Origin of the sequence: Clostridium sp. SHJSY1 (assembly GCF_031626875.1) — a bacterium.
GTDB lineage: Bacteria > Bacillota > Clostridia > Clostridiales > Clostridiaceae > Clostridium.
The window spans coordinates 141,644-163,519 of sequence record NZ_JANDMF010000004.1; the positions used below are offsets into that span (position 1 = coordinate 141,644).

Consider the following 21,876-nt stretch of genomic DNA (forward strand, 5'->3'; position numbering starts at 1 on the left):
TAATTCCTCATTTCATTTAAGATTAGATTTTAAACAAATAATTCTCTTACATTTTTTAATTCTTCACGAATTTTAATAGCTTGTGGACAATGGCTTTCACATTTACCACATTCTACACAATTTTCTGCTCGTTCTGTCGTAGGTATCATGTTATACCTATTCTTAAGTTCTTTTTCTGCTATTGGGCTAAAGAATATGTTGTATTCATTATATGCTGTAAAATTTCTAGGAATATTTACTCCAGCTGGGCAAGGCATACAGTATTCACAAGCTGTACAATTAACCTTTATTCTTTCTTTAAATGCTTTTTTTGCTTTTTCCATTATTTCTAATTCTTTTTCTGATAGTGAATTTGGTGAAGCTTCACTTGCAACTTTGATATTTTCAGTAACATTATCCATTATATTCATTCCACTTAAAACTACAGATACTTCTGGATGATTCCAAACCCATCTTAATGCCCATTCAGCTGGTGACCTTTTTACTTCTGCTTCTTTAAAAGCTTCTTCAACTGTCTTTGGTAAATTTCTTACTATCTTGCCACCTCTAAGTGGTTCCATAATAACTACTCCTAATCCCTTACTAGCTGCATATTCTAATCCTTCTGTTCCTGCTTGGAAGTCTTCATCTAAATAATTATATTGAATTTGACAAAAAGACCAATCATAATACTCTATAATTTCTTTAAATGTATCTAATTTATCATGAAACGAAAATCCAGCATATCTTATTCTTCCATCTTTTATAGCTGAATCTAAAAATTCATCTATCCCTAAGTTTTTAAGATTTTCCCATAATTCTTTATTTAAAGCATGTACTAAATAGAAATCTATTTTATTTGTTTGTAATCTTTCTAATTGTTCATTTAAATATTTGTCCATATCTTCTCTGGTTTTAATCAACCAACTAGGAAGCTTTGTTGCTAAATTAACCTTTTCTCTATATCCATTTTTTAATGCTCTTCCTACAAATGGTTCACTTTCTCCACCATATCCCATTCCTGTTCCATGATAAGGATATGCTGTATCTATATAATTTACTCCTTCATCTATAGCATGATGAATCATTTTAATAGCCTTTTCTTCATCAATTTTTGTTGTATCACTATCTATTATTGGTAATCTCATACACCCAAAGCCTAACTCTGAGACCTTTTCATTTGTTTTTCCAAGTGTTCTGTATAACATGATAATTCCCCCTTAATTTTTAGCAAAATTTTACAATTAATTCATTATACTATACTCTTTTATTATTGTACACCTTAGAGTCCACTCTAAGTAAATACTTTTTTATAATTTTCCCAATATTTTGTTTATATTTTATGCCATTAACCATAATTCAAAAAAATTTATAATAAAAAAATCAGTATAAGATTTAAATCTTATACCGATTTTTAATTAAACATCTTTCAAACATATTATATTTTGAATTTATTAATAAATTTCTCTAAATCATCTACTAATTCTTTGAGATTTTTTGCATTTCCATTAAAATCCTCCATAGTAGCTGATACTTCTTCAGTTGCTGCAGATACTTCCTGAGTACTTGCTGCCGTTTGCTCAGAGATAGCTGAAAGATTTTGCATTTTTTCCATTATTAAATCTTTATCCTTATTTATATCAATAATAGCTGATTTTACACTATTAATAATATTAGTTAAGTTATCTATAGAACTAGCTATATCACTAAATGTTAATTTAGTTTTTGAAACAGCTTCTCCTTGCTCTTTTATTGTTGATTTAGCCTCACTTACAGCTTTAACAGCAACTTGAGATCTGTTATCAACTTCTTCAATAAGATTTTCTATATCCTTTGTTGCTAAAGTTGATTGTTCAGCTAATTTTCTTATCTCATCTGCAACTATAGAGAATCCTTTTCCAGCTTCTCCTGCCCTAGCTGCTTCAATTGCTGCATTTAATGCCAAAAGATTAGTCTGTTCTGCAATTTCATTTATACTTCCTATTATGACTTTAATATTATTTGAAGCATAACTCATATCTTTTACAGCTAATTCTATTTTGTCTGATGCATTTTCAGTATCAACAGATTTACTAGATAAGCTCTCCATAACAACTAATCCTTCTTTAGTCATTCCATCTGTACCTTCAGAAACTTTATACATACTATTAGTTTGTTCATTTATTTTTTGTAATTTTGCTGATAAAGATTCTAGTTCAGATGCTGCTAGCTCAATTTCTCTTGCTTGTTCTGTACTACCTGTAGCCACTTGATCAATATTTTTTGCTATATCTTCTACTGCCCCAGCCGCTTGTCCACTCATATTACTAATAGATAAAGCTGTATCATTTATTGTATCTGAAGAATTCTTTACACTCCCTATTAAATCACGTATTCCATTACTCATACTATTATAGCTGTATGAAAGTTCTTCAAATTCATCTTTTGATTTGATATTGACTTCCTTTGTAAGGTCTCCTTTAGCTGCATTACCAAATACTTCCCTTAATTTTAATAAGTTTCTATTTAAACCTCTGCTAAATAGTGATGCAACAAGTACATTTATAGGTAAAACTACAATAAAGAAAATTATTAATATATTTCTTATTTTATTAGTATCTTCTGTTAGTTCATCCTCCTCCATGGCAGCCATTATTTTCCATCTAGTGAATTTTTCTGTAGTGAAACTTGCAAATTTATTTTTTTCTTGATAGATATATTCTGTAAATCCACTATCAGCTCCCTTTAAAGCTTCCCAATAGGTTTGCTTTGAAGCCATGTCCGTAGCTATAAATGTACTATCTGGATGAGCAACCCCTAATCCATTCTTATCTGTAACTATTATATATCCTCTATCGCCAACCTTATAAGCTGAAATAGTTTTTGATAGTTCACTTAAACTAACACTTATTGAAATAACTCCTATTACCTTATCTTTATAACTTACTGTTTTAGCAACTCCAACAACTAATGTTCCTTTTGCTGATTTATAAGGTTCTGTAACGATTACATTTTCTTTGTTAGTCATAGCATCTATAAACCAAGGTCTTGTTGTAGGGTCATAAGTTGCATCTGTAACAACTTGAGGATATCTTATAATCTTTTTATCTGTAGTAGAAAATACTATGTTATCAATATCACTATTATTTCCTACCATTTCTTTTAATAATGAGATTGCATCTGCTTCATTTTGAGGATTTATCTTTATATCTGTAAAGTTTTTATCACTAGATAACATATTTGTTATTTTAACTATTCCTTTAAAATAGTTTTCAATAGCAGAACTTACTAGATCAACTTGTTGTCCTGTTGTAGACTTTAGTTTATCATGTAGTATGTTTACAGTTACATTGTTAGCAATAATTCCAAAAGATATCAAAGGAATTTGACAAATTAAAATTAATAAGATTAATAATTTCATTCTTATACTTCTAATATTCATTTTTTTAGCAACATCCATACTCATCTCTCTCCTCTTAATATATTCTTTTATATTTTCGATACATAATATAGCTACTTAATTGTAATATTAAAGTAAAAAATACAATATGTTTCCTCATTTATTTTCACTCCACTTTTTATGACAATAGAAAAAACGCACCTTTTGGTACGTTTTTTCTATTCTGCACTTTTAAGTGACTCTATCATATCTATCTTATCAAATCTATTATACATAGCTAAATTAACTATTAAAGAAAAAACAATAGTTAAAATTATTGAGAATATGAAATATTGATATCCAATACTTCTCATAAACATCATAATATTTGTTTCTGCTGTTGACACTACAAAATTATCAATGAAAATACCTATGAATATACCTACTATACTTCCTATAACTGTAAGAATCATATTTTCTCTATAAATATAAGATGCTAGTTCTTTATTGTAAAATCCTAATAATTTTATTGTAGCAAGTTCTCTTCTTCTTTCATTAATATTAATATTGGTAAGATTGTATATTACAACAAACGCTAAAACTCCAGCTGATATGATTAGTATTAAAACTACTGAATTAATACTATCCATAGTCTTCCCAAAATCTCCATGCACTGAACTTTTAAAACTTATAGAATTTACTTTGTCTACTTCTTTTAATGTCTTTGATGTAGCTTCTTCATTATCTTCAGCTGTATCATTTAAAACACCATAAAAATTATTAACCACTGGTTCTTCTCCTATTATATTTCTATAATAAGCTGGACTCATATAAATAAAATGCTGAATATAATGTTCTGTAATTGCAGAAATTTTAACTTCATAAATTTTATTATCTATAGTTAAGTTGAATGTATCCCCAACTTTTTTATCTATAAGTTTTGCAAATTTTTGAGTTAATATTACTCCATCATCACTTAATGTTAAAGTTTTATCCTTATAAGCTAAATCAATATAATCATTTAGCTTATTTTTATCTTCTGGCACCACAAGATATACATCTTCACTGGAGGAATTTGGCTTTTCTGCTGAACTGTTTTTTGAATAATAAAATAGTACAGAATTTATATTTACATCCTTAATTACTTTTTCTTTTATACTTTCTTTCTCATCATATGACACTGAATCTTTAAGTGATATTGTCATATTATATTTGTATATTTGATTAAATTGCTTTTCAGTAGCTCCAGTTATACCATCCTTTAATCCAAATCCTGTTACCATTAATCCTGTACAAGCGCCTATACCTATAACAGTCATGAAAAATCTTTGCTTATATCTAAAGATATTTCTAGCAGTAACCTTCCTTGTAAATTTCAAGTTTTTCCAGATGAAAGGTATATATTCAAGGAATATCTTCTTTCCTGCTTTAGGTGGTTTTGGTCTAAGTAATGATGCTGGTACTTCTCTAAGCTCCCCAAAACTAGCTCCTACTGCTGCAATTGTAGTAAAGAATATAGCTACCAAAGATGCTTGTAATGCTATACTTGTATTGAAGAAAGCTATTTTATTTGGAATTGTATATAGTGTGCTATATGCATTCATTATAAGTGGAGGAAACAATTTAAATCCAAATGATATTCCAATTAAACTTCCAATTAAACTAGCTGTTAAGGAATATATTAAATAATGTGATACTATTGCAGCTCTTGAATATCCTAAAGCTTTAAATGTACCAATTTCTATTCTATTCTCTTGAACCATTCTTGTCATAGTAGTAAGGCTTACTAAAGCTGCTACTAAAAAGAATACTAATGGAAATGCTTTACCTATATTATCTATTCTATCACTATCTTGTCTATATGTTTCATATCCAACATTTGCACTTCTCCCTAGCAAGTAAATTTCTGCATTTTTAATATCCTTTAATTTTTCCTTATTGCTATTTAACTCAGCTTCACCATCAGCTAATTGTTTATTGACCTTTTCCTCTTCTTCCTTTAGCTTGTTAGTATTATCTTCAAGTTCCTTTTTACCATTTTCAAGGGTAGTTTTTCCTTCTGCTAACTTATTGGCACCTTCTACTCTACCTTTTTCAAAATTTATTTCTCCTTGAACTAACTTAGCTCTATTTTTTGCAACTTCTTCTCTTCCTGCATTTATAGAAGATTCACCACTATTAAGTGTCTTTTCAGTTGCTGCCAACTTTATTTTTCCAGCATTTAATTCTTGTTCTGATCCTTTCATTTTAACCATTTTTTCTTCTGGATCAAATACAGCTAGTAAACCTTTTTCCTTTAAAGCATCATATATGCTATCAAAATCTTTACCTTTAATTTTATTTTCATAAAACTCTTTTAATTGTTCATTTTCAGAAAGAGCTTTATTAATTTCACTTACAGCTAATTGTTTTCCAGCATTTAATTTAGTTTCATTATCTACAAGTGCTTTTTTTCCTTGAGCCAATTGAACTTTTCCATCTTGAATTTTTTTAGCTTGCTCATTTAGTTGAGCTTCACCAGATTGTAATTGTTTTTTCCCATCTTGAAGCTGTTTTTTTCCATCAGCTATTTTATTTTTATAAAGGATTTCATTCTTTGTAAGCTCTTCCTCACCTTTAGTTATCTTATCTCTTCCTTCATCTAAAGCTTTATGTGCTTCAGCAAATTTATCTTGAGCTTCCTTTTTACCTAAATTTAATTTATCTTCAGCTTCTTTTATCTTTTGATTAGCTGTATTTAGTATATCATCATGACGAACCATTCCTCTTTCTTGTCCAAGCTCTTTGATTTTATCTTCAAGCTCTTTTATTGAACTCTTATATTCATCATTATTCAAAAGACTATCTTTTGAATATTCATTATTTGTTTTTAAATATATTTCTGTATATACCTCACTTTTAAAGACCTCTGAAAGTATGTACACAAATCCTCTAACATTTCCATTTCCAATAGCACTAAGTTGTCTTTGCTCAGATATATACAATGGAGAGTTTGCTGTCCCAACTATAGTGAATTTATTATTATTTAAGTTATCTCCAATATTTTTATCTGTACCTGATTGTAATTCTATAGTATCCCCAATATTTAATTTATATTCTTTTAAAAATTTTGCTTCTACTATTGCTTCATTAGAATTTTTAGGCATTCTACCATCAACTAAACTTAACTTATTTATTCCATCTTCATCAGGAAGTGAGTTAATATTTAAAACTACTGATTTTTCATTTTCTTGAACTACAGCATCTAGAGAATATGATCCTTTAGCTTCTTCTACTCCATCTAAATTACTTATTTCTTTTACATCCTCTTCAGTTAAGCCTAATGTAGAAATTAATTTATACTCCATAAGGTTATAATCATTAAAATATACATCTCCTGATTTTTTCATATCAGGACTTGTTGCTCTAACTCCTGCATAGAAAGATACCCCTACTGCGATTATTATAACTATTGATAGAAATCTTGAAAGTGTCTTTTTTATATCTCTAAATAAATTTTTAAAAAATGTCTTTTTCATCTTCTTACCACTCTATACTTTCTATAGGAACTGGATCTTCATTTAATATAATTCTTTCAATATTTCCACTTTTAACTGTTATTACTTTATCTGCTATAGGTGCTATGGCTGAGTTATGGGTTATTATTACTACAGTCATATTATAAGTTTTAACTGTATCTGAAAGGAGTTTTAGTATAGACTTCCCAGTATTATAATCTAATGCTCCAGTTGGTTCATCACATAGAAGTAACTTAGGATTTTTTGCAAGAGCTCTAGCTATTGAAACCCTTTGTTGCTCTCCTCCTGAAAGTTGAGAAGGAAAATTATAAAGTCTATGCCCTAGTCCAACATTTTTTAATACTTCAATTGGATCTAATGGATTTTTACATATTTCTACTGCAAGTTCTACATTTTCTACTGCATTTAGATTTTGAACTAAATTGTAAAATTGAAATACAAAACCTATATCATCCCTTCTATATTTAGTTAGCATTTTTTTATTATATTTACTTATATCATTTCCATCTACAAAAATACTTCCTTCTGTTACATTATCCATCCCACCTATAAGGTTAAGTATTGTAGACTTTCCTGCACCACTAGCACCTAAAATTATAACAAGTTCTCCTTTATCTATGGAAAAAGAAACATCATCAACTGCATTGATAGTTACTTCTCCCATGGTGTAGCTTTTTTTTACGTTTTTTAATTCAATAAAACTCCCCATAAACAACCTCCTGTGAATTTTGTTGTGAACCATGGTTCTCTTTTGTATTTTAAAATTACTGCTACCTAATCTAAAGTAGCAGGATTATTTACTAACTTATTTTCTAAATCTTTAAAATAAATATCTATAATTGAATTAATTAAATTTCTTACCTCTTCACCATCTTCCTTTTCATTAACTATAATAGAAATACTCTCCACAAGGCTGTGAGCAAGTACATATATAATAAAATTATCTTTAAGAGTTTTTCCTTTTTTAGATAATTCATATATACTAATGTCCGTAACTATTTTTGTTACAAATTCCACAAAATAATTTTTGCAATTTTCATACTTAGACCCTTGACTTTTGTTAAACAACACTGCAATCTCTACACTGCTAGCTTTAAATATTTCCTTTATCTTTTCTGCTAGCCCATAAAATATATCACAAGCATTTTCATTTAACTCAACTTCCTCAAATTTATTTAAATAACCCATAAGCTTGTCATATACAGAACCAATAATATTTTCATATAATGCTTCTTTACTCTCAAAATATTTATAAAGATTTCCTACAGAAGTATTGGAATTTGCAGCAATTCGCCTTATCGATGCACCTTTGTAGCCTACCTTTTTAAACTCTTTTAAAGCTTCTTCCTTTATTTTGTCCCTTACTTCATCTTTTAAATATTGCATTAGAAAACCCCCGTTCTCTTTTATGAGTTTACCCTTACTTTTAATGCTTGTCAATAATATTTCTCATAAAGAAAAAAAGGATATTTAGTTAATTAATCCTTCTTTTCTTCATATTTTCTATATATTGCTATCAGCAGAAAAAACAATTCCTGCATCCATTCTAGCCTCAACTGCTGACTCCACTACCTTTAGAGAATGCTCAAGTAACCTATAACTTTTTTCAAAATCCTTATTATTATAGAGTTCTAAAAATTCTTTGATTTCATAAATCATTCTATTTGAAAATTTTTGTTCATTATACTCTTCATGTTTCCCATCTATTTCCATCTCAAAAGAAAGGCATTGATTAGTTGCTCCATTTAACTTAATATATCCATTTTCTCCTTGAATAATTGCAAAACATGAACTATTTGAATCTTTAGCCCCTACACATGTGCACAAAAAATCATCATATTCTAATGTAGCTATGCCAGATGTATCTATTCCATTTTCTCCTTTATTAGCTAAATAATTAACCCTATTTGCCTTTCCAAACAAACCTATAACAAAATGTAAATTATATATATTTATATCTTGCAAAGCCCCACCTGAAAAGAATGGATTAAATGCATTTGTTATTTCTCCTTTTAACAATTTGTCATATCTACTTGAATACTGAGAAAAATTACACTGTACCAATTTTATATTTCTTAATGTTTTAGCCACTTCTTTCAGTTTTTTATAATTTGGTAAATGGAGTGTTGTGATTGCTTCAAATATAAACAAATTTTTTTCCTTTGCTAAATCAATTAATTTTTTTGCTTCTCTTGCAGTTGATGTAAAAGGCTTTTCACAAATAACATTTTTATCATTATTTAAAGCCTCAAGAGCATATTCATAATGCATACTATTAGGTGATGCTATATAAACAAAATTAACCTCTTCATCATTTAATAATTTATTATAATCTGTATATACCTGCTTTACTCTAAATTTCTTTGCTAAAGTCATACCTGTTTCCATTCTTCTAGAATAAATAGCAGTACATTCTACATTATCCACCTCGTTTAAAGCATCTAAAAATTCTTCTACAATTTTTCCTGTTCCTATAATCCCAATTCTCATAAAAATTCTCCTTCCTTTGTGAAACTAAATTCTCATTTATATAGAATAATATAACATTATTTATTCTCTTGTAAAGGCAAGTATAAAAAGAATCTAAAATTATTTAGATTCTTTTTATACTAATATACATTATTTTTATTTTGGACCAGCGTTTGTTTGAACATCCTTTGGTACCAATGAAGCATTCTCCGCTAAATATGAATAGCCAAAATTTGTGTTCCCTGGGAAAGATGCTCCTTTTTCAGATTTACCAGTTGTTCCATTATAAATGTTATTACGTTCATAAAATTTATGAGAATCACTTGTTTTATCAAGTCCAACTTGATTACTTTGATTAGTTTTATAGAAATAATTAGCTTCTGAATAAATAACACTACCACTACCAATCTGATTTGCATTATATTGGTCTGTTTTTCCTGTACTATTATCAAAATAATTATTATATTCATGTACAAATCCACGAACTAAAGGACGTCCCTTCATATTTGGGCCAAACCAATTGTGATGGAGCGTCACATGAAGTTTTTTTCCACCATATTCATATGAATCATTTCTATTTGCGCCAATAACCATAGCAAGACGTTCTGATGCTAAATCTTGATTTTTACCAACCCAATTCCACATAGGATTAGGATTCATTTTTGCCCATGAATCTGAAAAATAGAAATGGCAATATTGAAATGTTATTTTATCAGACCCAAGTGTAACACATGTTAAATCATCACTTGTATCAAAGATTGTGCAATGATCAATTAAAGCGTTTGTTGTACGTCTAAAAGACACACCCATATAGTTTGTTCCTATTCCCCCTGGCTGAGTGTCTGCTCCCTTAAGTTTTTGAAGTGTTGAAATATTTCCACGAAAAGTTATATTTTTTACTACTATATTACTAATATTAGTATCACCTGAAAGCATTTCTCCATCAAACTTTAATTGTATATTTTCTAAAACAGCTTTACCACCTGCTTCACCTTCTATAGTGAAGTTATTCCAACTTGTATCTGCAAAAGTAAATGTTTTTATTGTATTTCCTGCACTTATGTATCCTGAAACAACAATATGATGTTTATGTTCTTTAAATGCTTTTTCTAATTCAGCTAAAGATCTAACTACAGTTTTACTTTCATTAGAAACTTTTGCATAAGAATATCCTCCTACAACCGCTGCATCCGCCTTTATTATAGTTCCTCCAAAGAAATTTGGCATCACAACAATACTTGTTATTAAAGCTGCTGAAACAATCAATTTGATTCTTTTTGTATTCATTATAAAATCCCCCATCTCTAACTACTATCCAATATTTCTTATAAATAATATGTAATTTTTTCAAATATTAGATGTTTTTCATTATACTTTACCATATTATTCTTGTAAACAAACTTAAGTCCTTTGTAACATTTATGTAAAAAACTGGTTTTTTATTGTAACTTTTTTTAATTATATATTATTATAAATTTTTTTTACAAATCTCGCCTAAAATTCCAGTAGAATAATTGCATTTATCCTTTACATATGGACAAAATAATATCATAAAGAACTTAATAGCTAGAGCAGAAGTATATTTGTAAAAAAATATACTTTCCAAAGCTAAATTGTAAGTGAAATACTTGCTTTTTAGTCAATGCACAATTCTATAAGGTTAGGAAAAGTCTTCTTATGGTCGATTTTATAATTTATCATAATTAGATTCCAACTTATCTTGTAGGGTTTAGCTAAGATTAATTTAGGTGATGTAATGATCATATATAGCCGTGAGGTTATATATGGTTGTGTAAGTATCTATTTTGGTTGAACAAAGTATCTTTATAGGTAGTGAACTGTTTAATTATAGTCGAAAGATTATAATTAGATACTAAGGTATCTATATTGGTGTGAGTTGCGCTATTATTTTCTTTATTAATGGCTATAGATAAGTTTATTTTAAATTTTATCTATAGTCTGTTTTTTTATCTTATTCTAAAAGGCAATATAATCAAATTTGTCCTTAAATTTCACAGTATTAAGTTGATATATTTAGGATAAGCTATTATCATAAAGAACTTAACAGTTAAAGCAAGATATATTTCTCCAAAATATATCATTCAAAACTAATTTATATTAGTGGAGATACGATTCTATAAAGTTAGAAAAAGTTTTTTTATAGTCGATTAATTTATTTAATTTATTATAATTAGATTCCAACTTATTTTATAGGGTTTAGCTAAGATTAATTTAGGTGATATAATGATTATATATAGCTGAAAGGTTATTTATAGTTGTGTAATTATCTACTTTAGTTGAACGAAGTATCTTTATAGGTAATGAACTGTTTAATTATAGTCGAAAGATTATAATTAGATATTAAATTATTTATATGGGTGTTAGTTGCACTGTTATTTTCTTTATTTAAGACTATAGATAAGTTGTTTAAACCTATCTATAGTCTGTTTTTTTCTTATCTTAGAAGGTAATATAATCAAATTTATCCTTAAGTTTCACAGTATTAAGTTGATATATTAGGATAAACTATTATCATAAAGAACTTAACAGTTAAAGCACGATATATTTCTCCAAAATATATCATTCAAGACTAATTTATATTAGTGGAGATACGATTCTATAAAGTTAGGAAAAGTTTTTTTATAGTCGATTAATTTATTTAATTTATTATAATTAGATTCCAACTTATTTTATAGGGTTTAGCTAAGATTAATTTAGGTGATGTAATGATTATATATAGCCGAAAGGTTATTTATAGTTGTGTAATTATCTACTTTAGTTGAACGAAGTATCTTTATATGTAATGAACTGTTTAATTATAGTCGAAAGATTATAATTTGATATTAAATTATTTATATGGGTGTTAGTTATACTGTTATCTTCTTTATTGAAGGCTATAGATAAGTTTAAAAGCTTATCTATAGCTGATTTTTTATTTCTAGCACTTTAACATATCTAATTAAATTAAATATATTCTATTTAAAGTTTCTTTATATTTTTTTATTGTAATATAATTTTAAAGATATCAAAATTATAGCTGAGAAAACTAAAACTAAAACCAAAGTAAAAAATACAGTGGGATTAAAAAATCCTGAAATAATTGCTGCAATCCCCAATAATATCAATAAAAAATTATAACCTTTATTACATATTTTATCATTAATAAATTTATCTCTCTCATCATTTTCTTTAATATATAATTTTTTTAATTCTTCTTCGTTTTTTAATGCTCTAATAAATTTAACTATATGAAAAATAGCTACAAGTTCAATACCAACAAATAGGCCCACTTGAAAGCCATGAATACCATCATCAATATCATTAATATTCATTTGTATAGCAGAGTAATATCCTGTTATACAAATAAGTACTATTACTATTACATTAAAAGCTACTCCTCTCGATACTCTTCTCCTTAAAATATTTTTAAACTCACTCATTTTATATCTCCTCCACTTCTGAAAAATCAAATACTTCTTCAATTGATAAATTGAAATACTTTGCTATTTTATAAGCTAAAATTAAAGATGCTGTGTACTTTTCACATTCTAATGATGTAATTGTTTGTCTTGTAACTCCAACTGCTAATGCTAACTCTTCTTGTGATAATTTATTTTTCTTTCGTAATTCTTGAATTTTTGTTTTCAATCATATCACTCCTTGCAATGTTTACTTTGCATTTTTAGTATAGTTAACTTTGCATAAAGTGTCAAGTTCATTTTGCAAAATATATATTAATATTTAAAAAAGAAGATACAGTTTTGCTTTTTAGGCAATAACTGCATCTTCTTTTGATAAATTCAATTTTAAAAAATCTCTTTCAACATCATAGATATTTTCATATCTCTTCTCAATTCCTAATAATTTCTTCAAAAAAATCATTTCTTCCTCAGATAAAACAAGTTCTTCATGCCAAGGTTTTGATTTTATACTTGTCTTTTCAAAAGAAGAGTAATATAGATGAAGAAAAAATTGTCCCAAATAAGAAAAATCTACTGATGGTATATATCTTTTATTGTTTACAAATCTAGCTAGTCCAAAATCTATAAGATATACTTCTTCATTATCCATAATTACATTTGGTATTCTTATATCTCTATGAACTATATTTTTTTCATGAAGATACTTAACTATACTAATCATCTTCAACCCTATTTTATGTATTTCACATGGAGTAAATCTATAACCATCTCCAAAAATCATTTCTTCAATGGTTTTCCCACTTTTGTATTCCAAAACATATGCATAAATATCATCTTCTTTTATTGTATCAATTATTCTAGGAATAGATAAATGATCAAGTGAAGAAAGTATTTCTTCTTCAAAAATAATTTTATGCCCACTTTTCTTCATAGATTTAGGTTTTAAAGTTTTTAAAATAAACTCATCATCATCTAAAGCAACAAGGTAAGATACCCCATATCTACCTTCTCCTACCTTTTCTAAAATCTTATAGTTTCTAATTAATGCTCCTGGTTTATATGTTTTCTTTTTAAAAAAAGATATCATGACCATGAACTACTAAAAATGCTAATACTATGATGTCTTCTTCTATGGTGTCCTCTTATTGAAGATGAAGAATAATATCTACGTCTTCTTCCTGAGTGAGAATGTGAAGTGAAAATTCTTTTTATACCACTTAAAATTCCCTCTCTCTTATAATAACTGCTGCCTCTATGTTTGTGTCCATAGTGCCTACCTGATGAACTTGATGAACTTGAGAAAAAACTCATTAAATGCACCTCTCTTATATTTAAATAATAAAAAAATATAATTTTATTATATAATATGTTAAATTATCATATCAGTCAACACTATAAGAACATATTTTTAATAAAAATATATTCCAATTAAAAATAATGATATTTTTATCAATTTAATAGTTCTATCTATTTTTATAATATTCTATAACAAAATCTTTAAAACTTTCAGCAGTCTTTGTTAAATATCTATTTTTAGACCAAGATAAACCAATTGTAAAATTACATACAGGTTCATCTATTGGAATAAGTTTCAATGGACTATTAGAATATATTTCACAAATTGACTTTGGAATTAATGCAACGCCTCTACCTAAATGAAGCATATCATAAATCAATACATCATCAACTTCAAATATTATATTTGGAATAAATCCAGCTGCATTACATAAATTATCTGTAAAACTTCTATATGTATAAGTTCCTACTACAGATATAAAATTCTCATTCTTTGCTTCTGAGAGCGAGATTTTTTCTCTTGTTGCAAATCTATGATTTGGTGGAACAACTAAGACTATTTCATCTTCTCTTAATATAATAGTTTGAATTTCTTCTCTCTCAATTGGTGGTGATGTCATAGCAAAATCTATTTCTCCAGACATTAAACTTTCTTCCATCCCATCTTTATTTCCTAAAAATTGATGAAGCTTCACCTCAGGATATTTTGTCAGAAATTCAGTTAATATTCCAAATAGAAACCTTGTATTACCAATTGCTAATGAAATGTTATTATTATTTATTTCTATTTTTTCTTTTATTTCTAATTTTGCACTTTCAATTTCACTAAATATTGAATTAACCCTTTTTAAAAACATCTTGCCTGATTCATTAAGTTCAATACTTCTTGCTTTTCTATTAAATAAAAGAGTCCCTAGTTCTGTTTCTAATCTTGAGATCATAATGCTAAGGGATGGTTGAGAAATATTTAGTTCCTTAGCTGCCTTTGTCATATGTTGCATTTTTGCTACGACCTGAAAATATTTTAATTGAAGTAATTCCATAACTTAAGCTCCTAAATTGTTTTATATTTTATACTTTTTATATAAAAAGTAGTTAGCATATTACAAATTAATATATTAACTACATTTCAATTAAAATGCAAGTTCACTTACATTTTCTTATTAACTTTTCTCTATAACTAAAAAAGCTTTAGCTATGAAATAATAAATTTCACTACTAAAGCTTTTTCTATTATGCAGTTTCTAATACAGTCTTTGCATCTTTTACCTTGGTTTTCTTTAATGAGTTTATTAAGCCTCTTATTATATATCCTCCAATTAAGAATATTCCCATGAATGTTAATAATATTGTAACATCACTTTGATATAATGATGAATTAACTCCACCAATTATCATTCTTAACATTCCAACTGAATATGTAAATGGAAGATACTCTCCAATAATTCTAAAGAAGGCTGGAGCAGTTTCTATTGGGAATGTTCCCCCTGAAGAAGCAAGTTGTAATAAGAATACTATAAACATTATAGGTGTTCCTATAATTCCTATAGCATATGATACACCATACATTATGCTAAAGAATACCAGTGATATAAAGATATTATTTAGATAGAAGTATCCTGTTCCAACAGTATCAATTTTCAATCCATTTACCAAAACAAAACTAACTAGTAAAGCTTGTATAATAGCTATTGCTGCACCTATTAAGAATTTACCTGTAAAACTCTTAGCAAATTTGTTATCAGTTACTTTCACTCCTTTAGCAATTGATAACACAAGGTTTATAAACATTCCTCCAAGCCATAGAGATAATGATACAAAATATGGAGCTAATCCTTCACCATAATATGCCACATCATTTAAAGTTTCTTCTTTTAACGTTACTGGTTCTGAAACAAAGTTTGACATATCGTTTGATGTAAATTTTAATTTATCATTCATTTTGCTATAACCAGTATTTAGACCATCTTTTAATTTTGTAGTTCCATCATTAGCTGTTATTAGTCCATCATTTAATGCTATAGACCCATCATTAAGTTTTGATAAACCACTTGATAAATCGCCTGTTTTATTAGTAGCATTATCTAATCCTGTGTATAACTTTTGGCTTCCATTTTTAAGAGCTTTAGCTCCTGCTATGAGTTTATCTGTTCCTGCTGCTGCATTATTTAAACTTTCATTTATGCCTGTTGCAAGTTGGTTTGTTCCTTCAGCTACTTTTGATGTCCCACCTTTTACTTTTTCTGCTCCAGCTTTTAAAAGATTAAGCTTCTCAATTAATGGATTTAACTCATCAGCAGATTTTTTAAGAGGTTCAACAATATTATTATTTATATCACCCTTTTTAATATCTGCAGTAATCTTCTTTGCTCTATTTAATTTATCCAAAGACTCATTACTTAGCTTTCCATTATTATTATAATCCTCTATTACTTTGGCTAGTAAATCATCTACATTATCAATCCCTTTTGAAGCTGCTGAAATTTTTTCTGCTGCAGCTTTTGATTTATTTGCAAGCTCTTTTTTTGATTCTGTAGTTTTTTCATAAGCTAAAGATGCTCCATTAGCTACATCATTTGCTCCTTTAGCAGTTTCCCCTGCACCACTTATAAGTTCTCCTATTTTATCATTCTTTTGAGAAAGTCCACTCTTTAACTGATTCAATCCAGCTATTAAGGAATCTGTACCATTTGAAAGATCCTTCTGCCCTGTTGTTGCTTGCTTTAATCCAGCTTCAAGCAATTTAGTACCATCAAAAGCAGTTAACATTCCATCTTTTAAAGTAGCACTACCATCTACTAGTTGTTTTGTTCCATCTTGAAGTTTATTAGCACCATCACTTGCTTCATTTAATGAAGATTTAATCTCATATAAATTATCAACCAAGGATTTTGAAGTTTCTTCTTGAATACTAGAAGCTATATCTGATTTCACTGTTTGTGCAACTTTTTCAGATATTTGATAAAACACATAATTTCTTCCTTTATTTCCTTCATAGATAACTTCAGGCTTATCAAATTTTCCATCACTTGATTCTGAAAGCTTTTTTGAAAAATCTTCTGGAATTACTATCATAGCATAATAGTCTTTCCCCTCAACACCTTTCTTAGCTTCATCTAAGTTTACAAAATTCCATTTTACCTTATCGTTATCTTTAAGCTTATCCTCTACATCTTTACCTATATTATAAGTTTTATCACCTTTTGTTACTGGCTTGTCCAGATTTACAAAAGCAACTGGAACATTATTCACATTTCCATAAGTATCCCAAAATGCACTTAAGTATATAGATGAATATAACATTGGTATTAATATTACTGCTATTATACTGATACATAAGATAATTAATATAGACTTCTTTTTGTTTTTTGTGTTTTTCACCATTCTAATACCTCCTATTTCCCTATGAAATTTAATTTTGCTACATAAACTTCATAAAATATATTTTATTCTACATTTTTAATAGTGTCTAATATATAATTTCGTATAAATATATATATTGTATTCTATCATTTATAGTTAAACGTTTTATATAATTCGTGGTTTCAAGTCTTTTTCTAGCATTTTTATAGTTTTGTCCCACAAATTATATTTTATCTATTAATTTTAGTCGAAATATATCGATTATAAAAATATACGAAATTTTTAACAAAACTGAAAGGAGTATATAAATGAGCATTAGAAAAAAACTAACATTATCACTTTTATTAGCAAGTTCTCTACCTTTAATAATTTTTATAGCTATAAGCTATTATTTTTCTCAAAATACTGCTACTAAAAATGCTATGAATAGTAATTTGAAACAAGTTGAATTTGTTCAATCTAAGATTAATAGTTTAATTAGTGAAAATATGACTGGAATTAAGACACTGGCCCAAAATCCAATAACAAGATCTATGGATAGTGAAAAAATCAAACCTGTTTTCGTTGAAGCATCAAAGCTATATCCAAACATAACAAGTTTTGTTGCTTCAAAAATAGATGGTAATCAATTTGTAAGATCAGACGCAGGTTCTTTATCTAATATTTCAGATCGTAACTTTTTCAAACTTGCAAGTGGTGGCCAAGATGAAGTTGTATCAGAGATTCTTATATCAAAAGCAAATAATCATCCTATAACAGTTCTTGCAACCCCATTAAAAGATGTAGCAGATGGGAAAATAGTAGGTGTTGTTCAAGGGACTATTGATCTTTCAAATTTAAATGATTTTGTAAAAGATCTTTCATCTGATACTGTTACTGTTTCTATATTAGATAATGAAGGTAAATTGTTAGCCCATCCAACAGAAACCTTTCAAACTCTTGAAGAACGAAAAGATTTAAGCAGCTATGAATTCGTAAAAAAGGGGCTATCTGGAGAAAGTGGCTCTGAAGAAATATCTATAGATGGCAATACTAAATTAATTAGTTATATTCAAGATGAAAAAACAGGCTGGGTAATTTGTGCAGAAATCTCAAAAAAAGTTGCCCTTGAAAAAAGTATACAGTCATCTATTTTTACATCACTAATTGGTTTAATTATATTGGTTATAGTTTCTATAATTCTATTTATTTTAGCAGGACGCTCAATAAAACCAATCCATTTACTTTTATCAGCTGCTAATACTATTGCTGATGGTAATTTAAATATCAATAAATTAGATACTTATTCAAAAGATGAATTTAGCCAATTAGGTGCAGCTTTTGAAAAAATGGTGCATAACTTAAAAGATACAGTAAACAATATAAAACAATACTCATTAAACGTTGCTGATTCATCTGCAGAGATGATAGAAGTTTGTGAGCAACAAGCCATGACCTCTACTAGCACAGCTGAAAATTCTAATGAGATTGCATTAAGAACTGAGGAAGTTAATGCTAGTATACACAATATTTCTTCTAATGTTATAAACTTAGACAACGCTATGGCTAATATAAACCAAAAGTCTACCATTGTTTCAAATGCTGTAAATGACGCTTCAAATTATTCTGAAATGGGTAGTAAAGCATTAGTTAAAGTTAATTCTAGTATTAATGGTATTCAAGAATCAGTTAACGAAACTGCTTCTGTTATAAATAAGTTAAATGTTCACTCAAAATCAATAGGTCAAATTACTGAAGTGATTAAAGGAATATCAGAACAGACAAATTTACTAGCATTAAATGCAGCTATTGAAGCAGCTCGTGCAGGGGAACAAGGTAAAGGATTTGCTGTCGTTGCTGAAGAAGTACGTAAACTAGCAGAACAATCTGGTGAAGCAGCTGGACAAGTAGCTAGCTTAATCGATGGAATCCAAAAAGAAACTGAAAATGTAACAATTCTTATGAATAAAGGGATTGAAGATGTTGCTGGAGGATCAGAAGTTATAAAAGAGACTAATGAATATTTTGATCAAATTTTTAAAGCTATAAAAGATATTTCAGCTAGCATGGAAGATGTAACAATCGCAATTCGTTCTGTTGCTAAAGAAGAAGAGGAAATATCTAACAACCTTGAGAATATAATTGAACTTTCTGGAAAGGTAAATGGAGAAATCCAAGGAATATCAGCAGCTACAGAAGAACAAGTAGCTTCAATTGAAGAAATGACAGCATCAGCTCAAGGACTTGGCGAAATGGCTATAAACCTTAAAGATTTGATTAATAAATTTAAAACTGAATAATATTTTATTGGAGTATAGAATGAAGTTTCTATACTCCTATTTTTTACCTTTCTAAATTGGAATTGTAAAAAACATAGTAGTTCCTTTTGCTGAGGATTCTTGACAATTTATAGCCCCTCCATGTGCCTCAACTATATATTTTGAAATAGAAAGACCGAGTCCAGATCCAGGAATATTTTGATTTCTGCTCTTTTCTCCTCTATAAAATTTATCAAATATATATTCTACATCCTTTAAAGAAATTCCCATACCATTATCTTTTACATAAACATACAAATAGTTTTCCAAAATATGAAAGTAAATAGCAATTGTCCCCTTTTCTTTTGAATACTTTATACCATTAGATACTAAATTGTACATTACTTGTGATAGCCTTTTTCTATCACCATTTATAATTACATTAGGTATATTGTTAGGGTATATAAATTCTATATCTTTACTTTTTATTTCTATGGATAGATCTTCAATGATGTTATAAAAAAAATCTCCACTATAAAACTCTTCTAATTGTATATTCATCTTATTTAATTCAGCCTTTGAGTGTTCTAATATGTCATCTAAAAGTTTAGTTAACATCCTTACCCTATTTAACGTAATATTACAATAATTATTTATTCCATCTCTATCTTTAACTATTCCATCTTTTATTCCAGAAACATATCCTGAAATAGCTGTTAGTGGTGTTTTAATATCATGTGATAAATATGCTAAAAGTTCTTTTTCATTATTCTTAATCTCTACTTCTTTTTCTTTTGTAAATTTAAGTTCATCCCTCATAGCTTCAAAATCATGGCAAAATCCACCTATTTCACCATAATAATCATATTTAATTACATAAGAGAAATCTCCATTTAGAATTCTGCATGCACTTTCATGAAGGCTGTTTATTGGTATTAAAATATCCTTTTTTAGGTATAAAAATAAGTATATTGACAATATAATTACTAATAATCCTCCTATAATTATTGGAATTAAATTAATAAAGCTCTGCATTTCTGGTATATTTTCTAAGAATTTTTCCATTGGAATTAAGAAAATTATAGTTCCAGTTTGCTTACCTTTCACAATTAATGGTGCTGAATATTTAACAACTTCAGTTTCCTGCATAGAGGCATGAGTATCATATTCTAAAGATTCTTTTAAATCAATAGAATCCCCTTTAGCATATTTATTGATAGAAGATTTTAATACTTTGCCTTCTAAATCTATAACAGCATATTTATAAGATGACTCTACTTCATTGCTAAAATCATCTTTTTCTAAAACTTCTTCTATATCTGTTTTTACAGAATTCGTTAAGACTCGTCCTTTATTAACAGTAGGATAATTTATATTCTTATGATAAATTAAAAAAGCTGAATAAATGATTATAGAAGTAGTTATGCTAACTATTAATAATGTAATCATCTTTAATTTAAATTCTATACTTTTCTTATTCATCCAAATCCTCTTCCCACTTATATCCTACTCCCCAAACTGTTTTTATATAATTTGCATTATATTCAATTAATTTTTCACGAATCCTTTTAATATATACTGCTATTGTATTTAAATCACTAAAATCATTTATTCCCCAAACATTATCATATAACTGCTCTTTTGAAAAAACCTGACTTGGATATTCTGATAGAAAATCTATAATTTCAAATTCCCTTGAAGTTAAATGAATTTCTTTATCTCCAAAAGTAATTCTATAGCTTTTACTATCTATAATTAATTTCCCAAATTTCTTTTTCTCTTGAATATTAATAATTGGATTAGAGAAGGTCTTATATCTTCTAATATGAGCTTTAATTCTAGCTATTATTTCCATAGGAGAAAAAGGCTTAGTTATATAATCATCTGCCCCTACACCTAAAGATAATATTTTATCTATATCTCCACTTTTGGCTGATAACATTATTATAGGTACTAGAGAATATGTCCTTATAGTTCTACATATTTCAATTCCATCAACTTCTGGAAGCATTATATCTAAAATCACTATATCTGGTTTAATAGAATTAAATATACTTAATGCATCACTTCCATTATTACAGCAATTTACAACAAATTCTTCATTCTCTAAATAATCTTTTAGTATATTGCTTATATCTCTATCATCTTCCACAATAAATATATTCTCATTTGCCATGTTATCACTCCAAATTTTTTTATTTTCTCAAGAAATATTTTATCATAAAAAAACTATT

At 27.8% G+C, this 21,876-nt stretch carries 16 protein-coding genes; 1 reads left to right on the plus strand and 15 read right to left on the minus strand.

Going from position 1 to position 21,876, the window contains the following annotated elements:
* Window positions 1-29 precede the first annotated feature (29 nt).
* From NNC19_RS04110 to NNC19_RS04170, 13 genes are all read right to left on the minus strand, one after another.
* The gene (locus NNC19_RS04110; protein WP_310937349.1) at window positions 30-1,187 is read right to left on the minus strand and encodes an aldo/keto reductase; all 1,158 of its coding nucleotides are present in this window, start codon (window positions 1,185-1,187) and stop codon (window positions 30-32) included.
* Between the two features lie 230 nt (window positions 1,188-1,417).
* Entirely contained in the window at window positions 1,418-3,418 is a 2,001-nt protein-coding gene (locus NNC19_RS04115; RefSeq protein ID WP_310937350.1) for a methyl-accepting chemotaxis protein, read from the minus strand.
* 158 nt (window positions 3,419-3,576) lie between these two features.
* On the minus strand, window positions 3,577-6,855 hold the full coding sequence (locus tag NNC19_RS04120; protein ID WP_310937351.1) for an FtsX-like permease family protein: 3,279 nt from the start codon (window positions 6,853-6,855) through the stop codon (window positions 3,577-3,579).
* Between the two features lie 4 nt (window positions 6,856-6,859).
* Window positions 6,860-7,564 (minus strand): ABC transporter ATP-binding protein, encoded by a 705-nt coding sequence (locus NNC19_RS04125; protein ID WP_310937352.1) that lies wholly within the window; start codon window positions 7,562-7,564, stop codon window positions 6,860-6,862.
* 65 nt (window positions 7,565-7,629) lie between these two features.
* Window positions 7,630-8,241 carry a TetR/AcrR family transcriptional regulator gene (locus tag NNC19_RS04130; protein ID WP_310937353.1) on the minus strand — a complete coding sequence of 204 codons (612 nt, stop codon included), beginning with the start codon at window positions 8,239-8,241 and terminating at the stop codon, window positions 7,630-7,632.
* A gap of 117 nt (window positions 8,242-8,358) precedes the next feature.
* A complete protein-coding gene (locus NNC19_RS04135; RefSeq protein WP_310937354.1) occupies window positions 8,359-9,345 on the minus strand; it encodes a Gfo/Idh/MocA family oxidoreductase in 987 nt (328 codons plus the stop codon).
* 135 nt (window positions 9,346-9,480) lie between these two features.
* Window positions 9,481-10,611, minus strand: a complete 1,131-nt coding sequence (locus NNC19_RS04140; protein ID WP_310937355.1) for a hypothetical protein — start codon at window positions 10,609-10,611, stop codon at window positions 9,481-9,483.
* Between the two features lie 1,703 nt (window positions 10,612-12,314).
* Window positions 12,315-12,764, minus strand: a complete 450-nt coding sequence (locus NNC19_RS04145) for a hypothetical protein (RefSeq protein ID WP_310937356.1) — start codon at window positions 12,762-12,764, stop codon at window positions 12,315-12,317.
* Between the two features lies 1 nt (window position 12,765).
* On the minus strand, window positions 12,766-12,972 hold the full coding sequence (locus tag NNC19_RS04150) for a helix-turn-helix transcriptional regulator (protein ID WP_310937357.1): 207 nt from the start codon (window positions 12,970-12,972) through the stop codon (window positions 12,766-12,768).
* Between the two features lie 120 nt (window positions 12,973-13,092).
* Window positions 13,093-13,839, minus strand: a complete 747-nt coding sequence (locus NNC19_RS04155) for a protein kinase domain-containing protein (protein WP_310937358.1) — start codon at window positions 13,837-13,839, stop codon at window positions 13,093-13,095.
* Complete coding sequence (locus NNC19_RS04160) at window positions 13,830-14,057, minus strand: hypothetical protein (RefSeq protein ID WP_310937359.1); 228 nt, start codon at window positions 14,055-14,057, stop codon at window positions 13,830-13,832. The genes NNC19_RS04155 and NNC19_RS04160 overlap by 10 nt, the downstream gene beginning before the upstream one ends.
* Before the next feature lie 152 nt (window positions 14,058-14,209).
* The gene (locus NNC19_RS04165) at window positions 14,210-15,085 is read right to left on the minus strand and encodes a LysR family transcriptional regulator (RefSeq protein ID WP_310937360.1); all 876 of its coding nucleotides are present in this window, start codon (window positions 15,083-15,085) and stop codon (window positions 14,210-14,212) included.
* 190 nt (window positions 15,086-15,275) lie between these two features.
* Window positions 15,276-17,426 carry a YhgE/Pip domain-containing protein gene (locus NNC19_RS04170; RefSeq protein ID WP_310937361.1) on the minus strand — a complete coding sequence of 717 codons (2,151 nt, stop codon included), beginning with the start codon at window positions 17,424-17,426 and terminating at the stop codon, window positions 15,276-15,278.
* A 287-nt stretch (window positions 17,427-17,713) separates the two neighbouring features.
* Here NNC19_RS04170 and NNC19_RS04175 point away from each other — a divergent pair, with 287 nt between their 5' ends.
* Complete coding sequence (locus NNC19_RS04175) at window positions 17,714-19,684, plus strand: methyl-accepting chemotaxis protein (RefSeq protein WP_310937362.1); 1,971 nt, start codon at window positions 17,714-17,716, stop codon at window positions 19,682-19,684.
* Between the two features lie 51 nt (window positions 19,685-19,735).
* On the opposite strand, the gene NNC19_RS04180 is transcribed toward NNC19_RS04175, so the two are convergent.
* Together NNC19_RS04180 and NNC19_RS04185 are read right to left on the minus strand one after the other, a co-directional pair.
* Complete coding sequence (locus NNC19_RS04180) at window positions 19,736-21,124, minus strand: HAMP domain-containing sensor histidine kinase (protein WP_310937363.1); 1,389 nt, start codon at window positions 21,122-21,124, stop codon at window positions 19,736-19,738.
* Entirely contained in the window at window positions 21,117-21,818 is a 702-nt protein-coding gene (locus NNC19_RS04185) for a response regulator transcription factor (protein WP_310937364.1), read from the minus strand. Before NNC19_RS04185 ends, NNC19_RS04180 begins: the two co-directional genes overlap by 8 nt.
* Window positions 21,819-21,876: the final 58 nt, after the last annotated feature.